At 52.1% G+C, this 17,108-nt stretch carries 13 protein-coding genes; 10 read left to right on the top strand and 3 right to left on the bottom strand.

The features are described from left to right. Nucleotides 1-56 precede the first annotated feature (56 nt). Both HF324_RS24715 and HF324_RS24710 read right to left on the bottom strand, forming a co-directional pair. Nucleotides 57-773: an SRPBCC family protein gene (locus HF324_RS24715; RefSeq protein WP_168805365.1), complete on the bottom strand. Its 717-nt coding sequence runs from the start codon at nucleotides 771-773 to the stop codon at nucleotides 57-59. A 164-nt stretch (nucleotides 774-937) separates the two neighbouring features. Then, nucleotides 938-1,570 (bottom strand): tetratricopeptide repeat protein, encoded by a 633-nt coding sequence (locus tag HF324_RS24710; RefSeq protein WP_168861061.1) that lies wholly within the window; start codon nucleotides 1,568-1,570, stop codon nucleotides 938-940. Nucleotides 1,571-1,668: 98 nt separating this feature from the next. Here HF324_RS24710 and HF324_RS24705 point away from each other — a divergent pair, with 98 nt between their 5' ends. Next, nucleotides 1,669-2,517, top strand: coding sequence for a 3-keto-disaccharide hydrolase (locus tag HF324_RS24705; RefSeq protein WP_168805361.1), 849 nt, complete (start codon nucleotides 1,669-1,671; stop codon nucleotides 2,515-2,517). A 248-nt stretch (nucleotides 2,518-2,765) separates the two neighbouring features. Continuing rightward, complete coding sequence (locus HF324_RS24700) at nucleotides 2,766-3,986, top strand: DUF4272 domain-containing protein (protein ID WP_168861060.1); 1,221 nt, start codon at nucleotides 2,766-2,768, stop codon at nucleotides 3,984-3,986. Nucleotides 3,987-4,134: 148 nt separating this feature from the next. On the opposite strand, the gene HF324_RS24695 is transcribed toward HF324_RS24700, so the two are convergent. Continuing rightward, on the bottom strand, nucleotides 4,135-5,886 hold the full coding sequence (locus tag HF324_RS24695; protein ID WP_220100610.1) for a DUF885 domain-containing protein: 1,752 nt from the start codon (nucleotides 5,884-5,886) through the stop codon (nucleotides 4,135-4,137). A 362-nt stretch (nucleotides 5,887-6,248) separates the two neighbouring features. Between HF324_RS24695 and HF324_RS24690 the strand changes: the two genes are divergently transcribed. From HF324_RS24690 to HF324_RS24655, 8 genes are all read left to right on the top strand, one after another. After that, entirely contained in the window at nucleotides 6,249-6,962 is a 714-nt protein-coding gene (locus HF324_RS24690) for an RNA ligase family protein (RefSeq protein WP_168805357.1), read from the top strand. After that, entirely contained in the window at nucleotides 6,943-8,049 is a 1,107-nt protein-coding gene (locus HF324_RS24685; protein ID WP_192023198.1) for an ATP-binding protein, read from the top strand. Before HF324_RS24690 ends, HF324_RS24685 begins: the two co-directional genes overlap by 20 nt. Before the next feature lie 120 nt (nucleotides 8,050-8,169). Continuing rightward, entirely contained in the window at nucleotides 8,170-8,748 is a 579-nt protein-coding gene (locus HF324_RS24680; RefSeq protein ID WP_168805355.1) for an RNA polymerase sigma-70 factor, read from the top strand. 27 nt (nucleotides 8,749-8,775) lie between these two features. Further along, entirely contained in the window at nucleotides 8,776-9,897 is a 1,122-nt protein-coding gene (locus tag HF324_RS24675; RefSeq protein WP_168861059.1) for a FecR family protein, read from the top strand. Nucleotides 9,898-9,992: 95 nt separating this feature from the next. Continuing rightward, nucleotides 9,993-13,337: a SusC/RagA family TonB-linked outer membrane protein gene (locus HF324_RS24670; RefSeq protein WP_168861058.1), complete on the top strand. Its 3,345-nt coding sequence runs from the start codon at nucleotides 9,993-9,995 to the stop codon at nucleotides 13,335-13,337. Between the two features lie 18 nt (nucleotides 13,338-13,355). Then, a complete protein-coding gene (locus tag HF324_RS24665; protein ID WP_168861057.1) occupies nucleotides 13,356-14,774 on the top strand; it encodes a RagB/SusD family nutrient uptake outer membrane protein in 1,419 nt (472 codons plus the stop codon). A 13-nt stretch (nucleotides 14,775-14,787) separates the two neighbouring features. Next, nucleotides 14,788-15,546 carry a DUF4843 domain-containing protein gene (locus HF324_RS24660; RefSeq protein ID WP_168805347.1) on the top strand — a complete coding sequence of 253 codons (759 nt, stop codon included), beginning with the start codon at nucleotides 14,788-14,790 and terminating at the stop codon, nucleotides 15,544-15,546. 35 nt (nucleotides 15,547-15,581) lie between these two features. Continuing rightward, entirely contained in the window at nucleotides 15,582-17,018 is a 1,437-nt protein-coding gene (locus HF324_RS24655; RefSeq protein WP_168861056.1) for a PKD-like family lipoprotein, read from the top strand. The last annotated feature ends 90 nt before the right edge of the window (nucleotides 17,019-17,108 follow it).

Raw genomic sequence — 17,108 nt, 5'->3', positions numbered from 1 at the left:
TTAAGTTCGTATGTACCCAAAATCAAAAAATCGTAAATCAAAAAATCTCAAAATGGTTAACTGATGATTTCCCCGGTTTCCATATAGTTCTTGAAACGTTTGATATCCCGGTCGATCATATTTTCAAACGCGGGATTCAACAGCCAGGCAAGGCCACTGCCCATATACCCTGCCGGCGGGCGATAGGAGATCATTACATCGACTTCGGTGCCGCCGTTCAGCGTTTCCTGGAAAGTAACACGGCCGGCCGTAGCGATCGATGATCCGGGTAAAGACCGCCAGCCCAGCATTTCTCCGGGTATCTCTTTCACAATTTCCGCATCCCATTCCAGCGTACCAATGCCTCCGGGCCCTTTCACGACCCAGTGGGAATGTAACGGGTCTATCTCCTCCACCGATTTCAAATGTTTCATGAATACCGGCAGATTGCTCAACTGCCGCCAGAAATAATAGACCTCCTCCTTCGGGTTGTCTATCTTCAGGGAAGTGCGGATATTAATAGAAGCGGTGTGTTTGTCGGGTTTCCTTCTGCCCAGCAATCCATTGACCAGGTCATTGCCGGAGATGCCACGGTATAACAGGTAACCGGCAGCCAGCAACTTCAGCAAACTGCCTGCAGGCTTCTTGTCTACCTTACTGATAGCACTGCCCAACAGCCACGCACCTGTGAAAATAGATACAATCCTGCCTTCCGGAGTAACATTGATGATATTTGAACTTTCATAGAGAGGTCCTGCCTTTGGAGGTACATGACCATTTGATAGTTTTGTCATTAGATACAGTTTGGGGTGAAGCAGCTAAAACCCTGCAACTTTTGTTGAAAGGCAATAAGTTGCTAATATTTAAATAACTAAATATTATAAATTTTACTAAATGCCTGTGGAGTGATGGGTACGGTGCGTAAATAATTACACACTTTCCGGAAACCGTTGTTTCATCATTGATAAGATGCATTCAGCACATCGTAAATATTTTTTCCCCAGTTAGGCGACAGCGCGTCAGCAGGCGTAAACCGGCTGAATTTTTCACCCGTCTCCACCACCGTGGACCGCGCCCTCTTTTTGCCACCACCGAAAATCGCCGGTGTGTAATAGATATTCAACGCCTTAACGAGCGAGGCCCGGGGATTGGCGGGATCCGCATCGATGGCCTTTTCCGCATATTGCCGGCTCTCTGCGCCCAGCGAAGCCCCACGGGAAGGAACGGCATTGATGCGAGCCGACAACCAGTAACCCATCAACGTCAGCGTTTCTGTATGATGCGGCTGCATCTCCAACGCCTTTTTCACAAAAGGGGCCGCCTTGTCACAATACTCCTCCGCTTTTTTCTTTTCTGCTTTGAACGACAGCTGCGTATAGGCCCAGCCGGCATAATACTGCAGCAGCCACACCTGCGGATAGGCGCCGGCCAGTTGCGCCAGCGTATCAGCATGCGCCGGCCACTGAGGAGGTGCGCTCTTCTCCAGTACCTGCAATTGTCCCTGCAATGTGGCCTGCCAGGAGCTGTCCTGCGCAGAAAGGGTCGTCATACCACCGGTGATCATCAAAAAAAGTAAAAGTACCCGCTTCATATAAAAATATTTCTGATAAGCCCCCCGGCGCCAATTACATGCCACGTTTGTATTTCTGTGTCCGATAGCCTATCTTAACCGGCCAAACCACTGAACATATGAAAAAATTACTGACCACGTTATTGTTACTCTCCGGCCTCCAAAGCTATGCACAAAAGGAAATAGCCCCCGACAAATGGCTGAAGCTCTTCAATGGCAAGGATTTAAATGACTGGGACGTCAAAATAACCGGTTACGATCTTAATGATAACTTCGGCAACACTTTCCGCGTGAAAGATGGTTACCTCACCGTAGCCTATGATCAATACGATGAATTCAAAGAAAGATACGGACACATCTTCTATAAAAAGAATTTCTCCGCCTACCTCGTGGTAGCAGAATACCGGTTCACCGGCGACCAGGTGAAAGGCGGTCCGGGCTGGGCTTTCCGCAATAGCGGCATCATGCTGCACGGCCAGCCGGCAGCTACGATGACCAAAGACCAGGACTTCCCCATTTCACTGGAAGAACAACTCCTCGGTGGTAATGGTAAAGATCCCAGGACAACGGCCAACCTCTGCACACCCGGCACCAACGTGGTGATGAATGGCAAACTGATCACCGATCACTGCATCAGCTCCACTTCCAAAACATATCATGGCGACCAATGGGTGCACGTGGAAGCGCTGGTACTGCGCGATTCTGTCATCAAACACATCGTTCAGGGCGACACCGTGATCGTGTACAACAAACCGCAGATAGGCGCCGGCAACGTATCACATGCCGATCCCACCGTGAAACAGGACGGAAAACTGCTCACAGAAGGTTCAATCTCTTTGCAAAGTGAAAGCCACCCTGTCCAGTTCCGTAAAGTGGAACTGTTCGACCTGTCACCTTATATCAACGATCCGGTGAAACTCAACAGGATATTGCATTTGCTGCAGCAACGGAACAAAGGCCGTAAATAAGGCAGTTGACGTACGCGGCCGTGGCGGATGCGGCGGCTTCGGCCTTCTTGGAGGAACACAGCTGGCTGCCAGCAGGGCAGCCGCTGTCAACAGCCATGCACACCGGTAATAAGCAGGTTTTCTGATCATAGTTATGCTTGTTTTTTGTTATACGAAGGCAATAACTATTCCCGAATAGAAAAAAACGAGAATTCCAAGACTGATTTTTTACAGGTTTGGGCTACCTTTGGCCCCTCGAAAAAATTAGCATGGAAAATTGTACCCTCTACACGCATGAGGTAGATATGGGGAAGGTGTTGACGCGCATGCGTGCGCATTTCGATGCATCGGCCCTGAATGTAAACGGACAGGAAGACAACTGGGAGAGTATTACCGTAGTTTCGAAAAAGAGACGTTTAAGAAAAGGCAATACCATTACAATCACTTACCGCCAACGGTCAGTACCGGGCTACACCCTGGAACACAGTGATGAGCCCATCATCGTTAATCTTCACGGCATGTACGCCTTCGTGCAACAAATCGATGCCGAAAACCAGGAACTGAAAAGATTATTGCTGGGAAAAATCCCGACCGTTAACACGGAAATAGCTATCAAAGCCGAACCCTCTTTCAACGGAGATCTCCGCTCCGCCGTCATGGAACTGGCCTACGAACTGGATGCTTTCTTTTTCTCCGAGGGCAATTCCATCTTCAACACCGACGTACAGGGATTCTGGGATAAAACCGGCGCCCTGCTGCTGGATGTGAACGGCCACTCTACCGCTACCAATCTCACAGTAAATATCGAGGCAAAATATTTCGACAGCCAGACGCCTCCCTCCGCGGAAGCACTGGAAAGAAAAGCCCGCAGCCTGCAACAGCTGCAGGTCATGGGTGTTCGCTCCAGCGCCATGCTGCCGCCTATCGTCGATGAAACCGCGGCCGTCATCCGCACGCCGGAGGAAGTAGCCCAAAGGGTAGCTATCCTCACTGTGGTCAACGGCGTAGCCTTCGGACATCTGCAACCGCAGGACGTGATCTCCTATCTGCAGAAAAATCAACTGTGGGAACACGCCACTCCCGACGAAAAAAAATTCCTGCACCATCCCACCGAAGAAGAGAAAACAAAAGCTACCTGGAAATGCGAAAGCATCTGGGTATTGCTCTGGGCCCTGGGCCTGCTGCCTGAACTGGGATACATGACCGATCTCTGTAACCTCGACATGGTGCCGGAAGAAGTGTTCCCTTTCCGCGGCCTGGCCGGCGATCTCACACCCTTCTTTGAAAAAGCCACCACACTGCGTCCCGCTGCAGCGATACTCGATGCCAACGATCTTTACTACCGCGCCCACTGGTCCTGCGTAGACGCCCGCCTGAAAAGCGAAGAGGCGCCGGTACATCCGGGAGTGGTTTATGAAAGACATTATGCCCTCAACTGGTTGATTAATTACCGCAACCAGCCATGGGACAGTGTTACGTGCGACACCTGAGAGATGTAGAGATTTTTTGATTTACGATTTTTTGATTTTTTTTTGATTATTGCAAATAGAAAAGACCGAAGCAACTTTAAAGAGCTTCGGTCTTCTTGTTTTATCAAAAAACGAAATCAAAAAATCGTAAATCAAAAAATCCCTAAATCTATTTGAGCATCAGCTGCCGGATATATTTCACCGGGGCGCTGCCATAGCTCAGGAACTTTTCGTTGAACGCTTTCAGGTTGTATTCTTTGCCCATCTTCTGTTTGTAGGCCTCCCGCAGGTCGATGATTTCTTTGTAACCGGTGTAGTAGCTGGTGAGCTGCACGCTGGTCACGCTTACCCTTTTCCATTTGCCTTCTGCTTCCGCCTGCTGCTGGAACGCTTCTTTCGTGAGCAGGTGAATGGCGTCTTCGCGGCTCATGTTTTTCACATGTACGCTGTAATCAAGGATGGTATTGCATACTGCCCGCAGGTTCCATTTGTACCACATCAGCCACATTTCAGGCTCGTTGTTGCCATAGCCGTTTTCCAGCATCATCTGTTCAGTGTACACCGCCCAGCCTTCTATCATAGCGCCGTTGCCCATCAGGGATTTGATCAGGCTGGGAGACTGGTTGGCATATACCAGCTGGGTATAATGGCCGGGAATAGCTTCGTGGATGTCCAGTATCTGCAGGATATAATGATTGTATTCGCGGAGATAACTTTCTGCTTTGTCTTTCGGCCATCCTTCGAGGCTGCCTACGTTGTAGTAGGTGTTGCCGCCCTTGTCATACGGGCCGGGGGCGCTGATGGAAGCGCCGGCCACGCCGGCCATATACGCAGGCTCTTTGCGTACGACCAGTGGTTTGGACGGATCGATGTACAGCAGGTCTTTTTCCTTGATGAAAGCAATCAGCTCCGGCAGCTGTTTTTCAATGGCCGTCTGGAACTCTTCCGGTTTCACATGTTTGAGCGATAAGGTGTCGATCATGCGGCTGATCAGCTCCAGTGAATCCGCAGGCACAGGCTGGCTGCCGAAATACTTGGGCCACAGCTGCCGGCTGATCCTGGCCATTTCTCCATGCACATAAGCTTTGCGCGCTACTGCAGAATCGTAGATCTGCGAAGCGGAGAAAGAAGACTGTATGCTGTAGTTGAATTTCTGGTCATATAGAGGCTGGCCCAGGCGGAAGCTGCGCGGATGGGCGGGCTTCAGTGCTTTCAGCCATGCGGCGTAGTCTTTGATGGCCTTCACCGCTGTCTGCGCACGGGCAATCATCGCCTTCTTCTCGTCTGCGCCGATGCTGGTCTTTTGCAGGGAGTCTGCAAAGTCTTTTTCAAACACGGACAAGCCGCCGGTGTTCTGGTCGGCCGCCAGCGAGGTGAGCTCCGGTACCGGGTCCTTGATCTGTTTTTTGGCGGCTTCGTAATATGCCGGCACATTGCCCAGCCTGGCGGAGAAAGCACGCAGCCTTGTTTCCAGCGGTGCGTAGTTCTCGTTGAGAATAAAGGCGAACGTGTTGCTCACGTTAAAGGAAGACGGGTCCCACTCGTTGCTCTTCAGTTCTTTGATGCTCCACTGTACCGACTTCAGATAGTTTTCTATCAGCTGATAATCGGTTTGGTTGGCATCTGTCAGTTTGCTCAGCTCATAACTTCTGAGAGAGTCCAGCTGCTGTTGCGCAAAGGCAAGACTGGCCTGCGCTGCGGCGCTGTCGGGCACAATCAGTACGGAGTCGTACTTGTGATAGCCCACACCGGTGGCCCAATCGGGGTTTTCTTTCCAAAGCTGGTCGATAAAACGTTCCTGGTAGGCCTGGAATGCTTTGTTGAGCACACTGTCGGCCTGACCACCGCCCTGGGTACTGTTGCCGTTGTTACAGGCAATCATGGCCGCAGCCGCCGTGGCGCAAAGAAGTATCTTTCTCATGATGGTGGAGATTTGTTGATTGTCGGCACCTAATATAAAGAATTATGGCGTACGGGACAGGAATAAGAGGATAAGCGGAAACAGAAAATAAAAAAGTTCCCTATCTTTGCGGCTCATTTGTAAAAACAGATAAAACCTTGCGCCATGTAATTTCACAGGCATATTAATCCTCTTTTTCTTCGCCGTTCCGTTCCGGAACAGGCCTGTGATTTTTTTGTCTAACCTGATTACGTTACTGGAATACCATGAGGGCCGACTGCCCGATTACCATATGGTTCACTGTCAGGCAGGTTCATATGCGCGCCTGCATATAAACAGCCCTCATTCGTAATTCGTAATGCGTAATTCGTAATTTCATTATTATGGCGATTTCCCAAAAATATGGCCGTACCTATCATTATCCGTTCTCACCGGGAACTACCAGCGATGACCGTATCCAGCATGATTACTGGGACTGGCTGGTAAACATACCGCAGCTGATACATACGGAAAAACTGGACGGGGAGAATAACTGCCTTTCCCGTCACGGCGTGTTTGCACGCTCTCATGTGGCGCCCACTACGTCACCGTGGACCGAAAGTATCCGCCGGTACTGGCAAAGCATTAAAAATGACCTCGGTGACCTGGAGATTTTCCTGGAGAACCTGTACGCCGTACATTCTATCGAATATAAAAACCTGGACCATCACTTTTATGTGTTTGGCGTCCGGGAGCATGACCGGTGGCTGAGCTGGGAGGAGACCTGCTTTTACGCCGCCATGCTGGACCTCCCGGTGGTGCCGGTGGTAAGCGCTATAACGCCGCCGGCTGTACGGACTGGCTTTGAGCGCGACACGCTGTCGCTCGTCGGCGGCCGTGGCGCTTTTGATCCGCACGACGCTTTCAGCGGTGAGCCAACCATCATGGAGGGCATCGTAACCCGTAATGCTGCCGGTTATCCGGTCAGCGAATTTTCACACAACGTGTTTAAATATGTCCGCAAGGGGCATGTGAAAACCGATCAGCACTGGACCCGCCACTGGCGCAGGGCCCGGCTTAACTACGAAGGAGGTAATTATGTGGCAGATAACAGATAATAAAGACTGGGCAGCTCTCGAACAGCAGTTCGATTGGGTGCGGGTAATGGCTTCCGTGCCGCAGGATGCCCGTCATCATGCTGAAGGTAACGTGGCCGTACACACGCAGATGGTGCTGGAGCAGCTGCATCAGCAACCGCTTTACCAGGAGCTGCCGGCTCAGGAACAGGAAATGATGTGGGCTGCGGCCTTGCTGCATGACGTGGAAAAATATACCACCACCGTGGTGGAGCCCGACGGCAGGATCACTTCCGCCGGGCACGCCCGCAAAGGGGAGATGCGTGCGCGGCAGATACTCTACCGCGACATACCCACGCCCTTTTTTATACGGGAAACGATCGCTAAACTGGTGCGCTACCACGGCTTGCCACTGTGGGTGTTCGATAAAAAAGATCCGCAGAAAGCGGTGATCACGGCCAGCCTGGAAGTGGATACCCGCCTGCTGGCACTGCTGGCCCGCGCCGATGCGCTGGGCCGCATCTGCGATGACCAGGCTGACCTGCTGTACCGGCTGGACTGCTTCGAAGAGCTGTGCCGCGATAACCAGTGCTGGGGCGTGCCCCGCGCTTTCGCCAATGCGGAAGCACGGATGAATTACCTGCTGAAGGAGGAAGTGTCGCCGGACTATGTGCCGTACGAGCAGCCACAGACACAGGTGATCATGATGAGCGGCTTGCCCGGCGCCGGTAAAGACACTTTCGTACAGCAGCAGTATAAAGACTGGCCGGTCATCTCCCTCGATGATATCAGGAGGGCCATGAAAATAGCGCCGACGGACAAAAGCGGCAACGGCACCGTAATACAGGCCGCCAAAGAGCAGGCGAGGGAGTACCTGCGCAAAGGACGTTCCTTCGTTTGGAATGCTACCAACATCACCCGCCAGATGCGGGAGCAGTTGACCAGCCTGTTCTTTACATATCATGCAGCTGTTACCATCGTATATGTGGAAGTGCCGGCGGCCCGGCTGCTGCAGCAAAACGGCAGGCGCGAACACATCGTGCCGGCGGCAGCCATGGAGCGGCTGATCAGCAAACTGGAAGTGCCCACGCTGACAGAAGCCCATGAAGTGATTTATCATGTGCGCTAAAAAATAGTATGGGTAAAAAATTATGGATTGATTATCTTGGCCCGCGCTTGTGAGATATATCCATTTTGTTTTACCCATATTGTTTAATAAGCATTTAAAGGGCCAACCATTTGACAACGTATGCAGGAGACTCCTTTTTCGTTGGAGCAATTTGAATTGTTGTTTAAAGAACATTTCAAACCATTAGCCCTGCTGGCATATAGTGTGGTGAAAGACAAGGATGTTGCCAAGGATATTGTGCAGGAATTCTTTGTAAAGTTCTGGGAAACACAGCATACCCTGCAGTTAAGGGGGCCTTTTGAAGGCTATGCTGCCCGCGCGGTAAAGAACAGAAGCCTCAACTACATTGCCCGGCAGGAAGTACAGGACAAACACCGGCAGCTTTTTGCCGCCATGCCGCCGGATGACCAGGATACCGGCCATGCGGACAGGGAACAGTTTTATCAACGGTTATCGCATGCTATCGACTGTATGCCGGAGCAGCGCCGCCGCGTTTTCCTCATGAGCGCCGCCGATAATAAAAAGTATGCGGATATAGCCCGCGAACTTAATATCTCCATCAACACCGTTAAATTTCATATCAAGGCGGCCTATGTTTTTCTGCGGAATGAAGCTTTTATGCCGCTGTGGATCAGCATTTTACTGAACATGCTGTATTTTTTTGAAAAAAAGTTTCCCGTCGTACCTACCCTTTTTTAATACCTCACTGTCTAATCATCAGAAGCTATGACAGAAAACCAACCATCCCCCGAGTGGGAGAAGCTTGCAGCCAAACTGGAACAACCCCGGCAGGAAGGACCGCTTTCGCCGGAAGAGGAGGCGTATTTCGACATCAGGGACGCGGCAGAAGGCTGGCAGGAAATAGCATCACTGGACACCACAGCAGCCTGGCAGGAAGTGGCGGCCAGGATAGAACATACACAACGGAAAAGATATTCCATTAATTGGTTCCGGGTGGCCGCAGCGGCGGTCGTCACCGGGTTGATTGCAGGAGGAGCGGTATTCCTGTTGAAACCACCGCGTCATAAACCAACCACCAGCGTAGTGGCTCATGCTGCCGGGAACAATCAGCAAATACAACTGATTACCGGCAGCGGCGCTACGGTAGTACTGGACTCCGTCACGCAGCTCAAAGAAGCAGACGGCACCCGCATTACCGCCGGTAAAGCAGGTGTGGCCTACCAGGCAGCCCGGACAGGCGGCGCTCCTGTATTTAACACCCTCGTGGTACCGCGCGGACAAACCTATAAAGTGACCCTCGCCGACGGCACACGGGTATGGCTCAACGCTGATTCGCGGCTGCGTTTTCCGGTGGCCTTTTCCGGCGATGCCCGCGAAGTGGAACTGGAAGGGGAGGCCTGCTTTGAGACGGCGCCTATGGCTGCCAAACCTTTCCTCGTAAAGGTACGCGACATGAAAGTGACGGTTCTGGGAACGGAGTTTAACATCAACGCCTATACCAACAACACACTCACCACCCTCGTTTCCGGTAAGGTAAAGGTAGACGCCGGCCCGCTCGTCAAAGAGCTGTCTCCCGGTCAGCAGGCGGTTTGCCGGCAGGGTAATATGACCGTGGCCAGCGTTGATGCCGAACAGTTCACCGCCTGGAAAGAAGGCCTCCTGGTATTTGACAATGAAAGCCTGGAGGATATCATGATCAGACTGGGCCGCGAATACGATTATACCGTCAACTTTGAAAATAAATCATTACAACAACTACGCATCGGCGGAAACATCGAAAAATCACCCTCCGTCGCTCAGGTGCTGACTTTAATTGAACAACTGACAGATGTACACTTTGTAATAGATCAACCAAAACGTACCATCATGGTAAAACAAGGCAAATAAAAAACGAACATGTTGTAGCATGTTCGTTTTATGAGCAAGCCCTGTGGGAAACAGGGCCTGGATCATCATCTATAATATAAATCAACCTAAATGTAATGAAAAAAAATTACATGCATGGCGTAGCCATGTTCCTGAAAAGATTTTATCAACCTGTACTGCTCTTTCTCTTTTGTGTATCGTGGGCCGCTGCCGTCAGTGCCCAGACACAGCCGAAAGTCACGCTGAAAGCCTCTAACATGGCGGTGCCGGAATTCCTCAGGCAACTGAACCGCCAGACCAAACTGCGTTTCCTCTACAACCAGGAGGAAATGATGCAGCTGCCACCGGTAACTTTACAAGTGCGTAACGAACCGCTGGACAAAGTGCTGGAAGCCGCCTTCAAAGGGCAACATGTGTATTACAGCATCACCAACGGCACGCTGGTGCTGCGCTACCGCCCCGCCCTTGAAAAGACGCCCGTTCAGGTTGTGGAAACACCTCCGGTGACAGGTATCATCACCGATGAAGACGGGCAGCCGCTCTCCCATGTTACCATCCAGGAAGCCGGCACCAACCGCGGCACCTATACCAATGACAAAGGTTTTTTCACCTTCCCGGTCACCAATACCTCCATCCTCCGTATTTCCTATGTAGGCATGGAACCACTCGTTGTAGCCGTCGGTAAAAGAAGAGAACTGAAGTTATCGCTGAAAAGAAACTCCGCAACCAAAGAAGTGGTGGTAACTGGTATGGTTACACGTAACCGCGAAAGCTTCACCGGCGCCGTAGCCACTTTTACCGGTGCTGAACTGAAAGCCATCGGCAACCAGAACGTGGTACAGAGCCTCAAAACACTGGACCCTTCTTTTGTGATCGTGGAAAACAACTCGCTCGGCGCTAACCCCAATGCCATGCCCAACGTGGAAGTAAGAGGTAAAACCAGCCTCTCTACTTCGCAGGTAAAAGACCAGTTCGGACAGGATCCCAACCTGCCGCTTTTTATCCTCGACGGCTTCGAAACACAACTGCGCAATATCATCGACCTCGATATGAACCGCGTAGAGTCCATCACCATCCTGAAAGACGCCGCGTCTACCGCTATGTATGGCGCCCGTGCCGCCAACGGGGTAGTAGTGGTGGAAACACGCAAACCCAAACAGGGAGAATTACAGGTGTACTACAGCGGCGACTTCCGCGTGGAAGTGCCGGACCTGCGCAGCTATAACCTGATGGACGCCCGCGAAAAACTGGAATTCGAAGTATTGTCCGGCAGATACAGGAAACGGTCAAGCGAACAGCCGCAGAAACAGCTGTGGCTGGACAGTATGTACAGCGCCCACCGCGCACTGGTGGAACAAGGCGTGAACACCTACTGGCTCAACGAACCGGTGCAAACCGGTTTCACACAGGGACATTCCGTATATGCCAGCGGCGGCGACCAGCAGCTGCGTTATGGCGTGGGCGTTAACTACAAAAAAATCAGCGGCGCCATGAAAGGCTCCGGCAGGGACGCCTGGGGCGGCACGGTAGACCTGACCTATCGCAAAGGCCGGTTTAATATCAGCAATAAACTCAACGTGTCCGGCTATACGGCGCATGAGTCGCCCTACGGCCCGTTCTCCAACTTCGCCTCCGCCAGCCCCTACTTTCCGAAAAGACAGGCAGACGGCTCCATCGCCAAATACCTCGATCAACCGGAAGGCGACACGCTGAATAAAACGATTATGGTGGTCAACCCGCTGTACAATGCTATGCTCAATAGCTTCGATGTAACAAAGAACATGGGCGTGCAGAACAACCTGCAGATGATCTGGTCGTTCAACAGCTACCTCCGCCTGCAAGGCAGCCTGCAGCTGAGCAAGGAAAATACGACCCGCGAAAACTTCCTTTCACCGCTCAACAGCCGCTTCGATAACAGCAGCATCTACGAAAAAGGTACCTATAATAATACAAGGACAGACCTTTTCAGCTACCAGGCCAATATTATGCTAACGTATGCACGGGTATTGAAACAACATTCCGTCACCGCCAACCTGCGTACGGAAGCCCAGGAAGCCGCTACCAGGGGGTATATCACCGCCGCACAGGGCTTTCCCGAAGGCAGCAACGGCAATCCGGCTTTTGCTTTCTCGTACCAAACCAACAGCCGCCCGGGCGTAACTATCGATAAATACAGGAGAGTTAACGCACTGGCCAGCGTGAACTATATGTACGACAGCCGTTATATGATGGACCTCACCTACAGGATAGATGGTTCCACCGCTTTTGGCAGCAACCGCAAATTCTCTCCGTTCTGGTCTGCCGGCATCGGATGGAATCTGCACCAGGAAAGCTTCTTCAGGTCGCTGAAATGGATTAACCGACTGAAAGTGAGAGCAGACATCGGCAGCACCGGTAACCAGAACTTCAGCAGCTTCTCTTCCGCTGATCTGTACCAGTACTACCAGAATATCAACCCTTTCGGACAAGGCGCTACCCTGCTGACCATGGGCAACCCGGACCTGAAATGGCAAAATACGCTGAACAGCAACGCCGGCGCAGATATTACCCTGTTCAACAATCGTTTCAACCTGACTTTTAACGCCTATAACAAAAAAACAGACCCGTTAATCGTCATCCTCACCCTGCCCAGTTCTACCGGCTTGAGCGGATTCCCGGCCAACCTCGGTTATATGTCCACCAAAGGGGTAGAAGCCCTGGCTAACTATGCTGTGATCTATAAACCCAAACAACGCATCATCTGGCGTGTCGGCTATACCGGCAGCATAGTACGCAGCAGGTACGAAGGGTTTGACAACAAACTCGACGGCCTCAACAAACAACAGCTGGACGCCAAATCCCTCATCCGTTTCCGGGATGGCCGCAGCCCCGATGATATTTGGGCGGTGCCCTCGCTGGGCATAGACCCCGCCACCGGCCGGGAAGTGCTGGTGAAACAAAACGGCGAAACCACTTTCAACTACAGCACCGACGATATCGCCGTGGTGGGCAATTCCCGCCCGCGCATGGAAGGCGTTATCAGCAGCAACCTTACCTGCGGGCCGTTCAGCCTGGGTATCAACCTGCGCTACCGCTGGGGCGCAGACCTTTTCAACACCGCCCTTTACAACAAAGTGGAAAACATCAGCCGGTCGGCACTGGCATATAACCAGGACAAAAGAGCGTTGTACGACCGCTGGAAAAATCCGGGCGACGTTGCACAGTTCAAAGGCATCTCTATGACCGACAGGACCGAAATGTCTTCCCGCTTTATACAAAAAGACAATACGGTCGTGGGGGAATCCATCAATATGGGCTATGAAATGCTGACCCAGCCCTGGCTGAAGAAAGCCGGTATGCAAAGCCTGCGCCTGAACGCCTATCTCAACGATATCTTCCGGTGGTCTACCGTGCGCACAGAACGGGGAACGGAATATCCCTTTACCAATACGATCGCCTTCAGCGTCAGCGCTTCTTTTTAATGCTTCAAACAAGATCACATGAGAAAGATATACCTTCTGATAGTCGCTTCCTGCCTGCTGGCGTCATGCAACAAATACCTCGACATTAAGCCGGAAGACAAGTTCACGGAAGACAACCTCTATTCCACAGAGGCCGGGTTCACCAACGCGCTCAACGGCCTTTATCTGGCCCTGTCCGGCCGCAACCTGTATGGCGCAGAACTGACACTGTCTACCATAGAAGTGATGGCACAGCGCTATAACGTAAGCGGGGAACATAATTTCAGCGCCGTAGCCTCCTACCAGTACAACCAGTCCGATGTGCAATCCCGGTTTGAAGGCGTGTGGACATCCGCCTATAAACAGATACTGAACATCAACAAACTGCTGGACGCACTGGACAAACATAAAGGCATCCTGTCCAAAGAAAAGGAAAACCTGATAAGGGGCGAATGTATGGGGCTGAGAGCTATGGTACACTTTGACCTGCTGCGTTTATTCGGGCCGGTATACGCCACCGGCAGCGGCAAAACAGCCATTCCTTACAATACAACGACCGGCTCGGCGCCGCAGCCGCTGCTGCCCGCCACCGGCGTGATCAGCGCCGTTTTACAGGATCTCGCCGCAGCGCAGCAGTACCTGTCCGCCGATCCGGTGATCACCACCGGCGTGGTGGATTTTAAAAGCGATGGCGGCGACTGGTTCCGTAAAAGAAATATTCGGTTCAACTACTTCGCCGCGAAAGCTCTACAGGCACGCGTGCTGTTATATGCCGGCAATAAGCCGGCCGCACTCGCCGCCGCACAGGAGGTGATCACCGCCGCTACGAAATGGTTTCCCTGGGTAAAGCCGGCGGATATCAACGCTGAGCTGATCAATCCCGACAGGATCTGCTCCGGCGAGGTGTTTTTTGCCCTGTACAACCCCGAGCTGTACCTCAGCCAGCGTGATTACTTCGCGGCAGCACTGCAGCCACAGTCCATACTGGCGCCGGCCCAGTCGAAACTGACAGCCGTATTCGAAGGACTGGAAGGTGACTACCGGTATAAGTCGTCCTGGATAGTGCCCTCTGTGGGTGGAAAAACCTACCGCACCTTTGTGAAATATGAAGATGTGCAGGATACCAAAAAGCCGTTCCGTTTCCTGCAGCCGATGCTCAGAATGTCTGAGATGTACTACATCGCCGCTGAGTGTACGGCTGACCACGACCAGGCCCTGCAATACATGAATACCGTGCGTTTCGCCCGCGGCCTGGTGGACCTCGCCGCTACTGCGAATATTACCACTGAGCTCACAAAAGAATACCAGAAAGAATTCTTCGGCGAAGGACAACTGTTTTTCTACCACAAAAGGATCATGACAGCCAAACTGGTGAACGGCGCCGCCACCGGCAGCAATGTAACGCCAAACTACGTAGTGCCGTTACCGTTATCAGAAACCAATCAGCGTACCAACTAAAAGCATATTGTCAATGAAAGCAATTCACTGTATCATGGGGGCTGTCATGCTTTATGCCCTCACGGCCTGCCAGAAGGAGACCCTGAAAACCTGGTCCGGCACCAACGACATTTATTTCGAAAACAGCCTGGTGGAGGATGCGGCCAAACGGACGTCCGACAGCATGAATATCCTCTTCATTTTCTCACCGAAGGGAACGACCGACTCCATCCTGAAAATACCGGTGAAGACCATGGGAGCGCCTGTTGGATACGATCGGACATTCACCGTCAGCACAGCGCAATCCAACGCCGTGGCGGGAAAACACTACGACGCGTTGCCCGGTTCATTTGTGATGCGGGCCAACAGGGTAGTGGATACCGTGCTGATACGGTTGCTCCGTACCCCCGATATGATGACGGACACGGTATCGCTGGTGCTGCAGCTGCAGGCCAACGATTATTTCACCACCAACATGGCCCGGGTGGCGATCGGTAGTAACACCTGGCTCAATGCTACCTCGCTGCGTATCCATATGACCGACGTGCTGTCGAAGCCGGCTTTCTGGTTCTCTGCGGTGTTCGGCAATTTCAGCCGGAAGAAGTTCCTGCTGATATGTGAGCTGACCGACTATGACCCTTACAAACTGGCCAACGAAGTGCCTATCGCAGATACCTACTATCTCGGGAAAGTGACCCAGCGTTACCTTGATGAACAGGCTAAGGCAGGGAACATTATCCTGGACGACGATGGCAGTGTCATGATCATGGGAGACATCATCACCGGAGGGTGACGGATTTATTTTATTAACCTTTTGAGATAAACAACATGTATAAATATATCCTGGGGATCCTGTCCGTCATTGCACTGGCAGGATGTTACAAAGACAAGGGCAACTATACCTACACGGAGCTGAATGCCGTCTCTATCAGTGGCATCGACAGCAGCTATTCGCTGCTGCAGGGCGCCCGCCTGCAGATCAAGCCGGTGTTGGCTTTCTCCAAAGATGCCAGCGGGGACACCAGCAGATACCGCTACGAATGGCTGGCCATTGCCAAAGTGGGCGGTGTGCCGCTTGGCGACCGTTATGACCTGGCCACTACGCGGGACCTGGATATCAGCGTGACGCTGCCGCCTTCCAAAGACTATGCGGTATATTACCGGGTAACGGACAAGGCCACCGGTGTGATGTTTAAGTATGTATTTAACCTGACCGTCTCCATCGTTATCTCCAAAGGGCTGCTGGTCCTGAGTGATGTGAATGGCCAGGCCAGGCTTGACATGTTATCGGAGTACCCCAAAAAATACACTATCTATACCGACGTACTGGGGATGCTGGGTTCTACGGTACCCCGCAACGGAGCGCCGGTAGACGTGGCGGTAGTCTCCACCGGGTACTATCTTTCCACGGCAGCCGGCACGCATAAAATCAATACCAACACTTTCGGCTGGCTGCCTACTTACAGCATCTCCTATGAATTCCAGTCCCGCATGCCGGAAAATATGATCGCGCAGCGGCTGGTAACTACCTTTGGCGGGGTGCTCTGCTACTCGGACGGTAACCTGTACGTTTATAGTCAGGCTTATCAGCTGCGGTATAATCTCCCGGTCAATTATCTGGCGGAGAGCAAGGAATATTTTAAGATCTCCCGGCATATGGGCGTTCATAACCGGTATATGATCCCGATCATCCTGTACGATGAAACCAATCACCGGTTCATCCGGTATACGGCGCCTAATTCAGAATGCTCGCTGATGCCGGAAGGAACGCTGTTCAACTACCGGGATCCTTCGAAAGACCTGCTGTATATGACATGGAATACCTACAGCAACGGGATGTTGTTCGCCCTGCTGAAAGACCGGGCCACGAATAAAGTGACGCTGGCCCGTGTGAACGCATCGGCAGACGTATTGCGGCAAAACAGTTACGATGAGATGGCCGCCACCGATATAGACAAAGCCAGGCTGTTTGCGGTAGATCCGGTCAACGGCTATGTTTTCTATGCCGTGGGCGGTAAGTTGTATGAGTACGATGTTTCCCTGAAAACCGCCAAATTGATGCTGGACAGGCCGGGATCCGAGATCACGCTGCTGAACAATGCGTCTGACGGCCTGGTGGTAGGGTTCTACCAGCTTGCCGGTCCGGCGGAGACGGGCGGCTCCTGGGAAAAGTACACGGTGCCGCCGGTAAATGGCCCGCTGGAGCTGAAGGAGTCTTACCAGGGCTTCGGGAAAATTGTCAGCTGGATCACGAAGAGTTCCTGATCACGCAGAGATATCACGCAAAGGCGCTAAGCAGCAAAGACGCAAAGATTTTTTTAAGTTTAAATAAGAAAGCAAAGGAGCGGAGATCAA

The organism is Chitinophaga oryzae (genome assembly GCF_012516375.2).
Lineage (GTDB): Bacteria > Bacteroidota > Bacteroidia > Chitinophagales > Chitinophagaceae > Chitinophaga > Chitinophaga oryzae.
The sequence above is the reverse complement of the archived record's forward strand: the minus strand, read 5'-3'. Positions and strand labels throughout refer to the sequence as shown.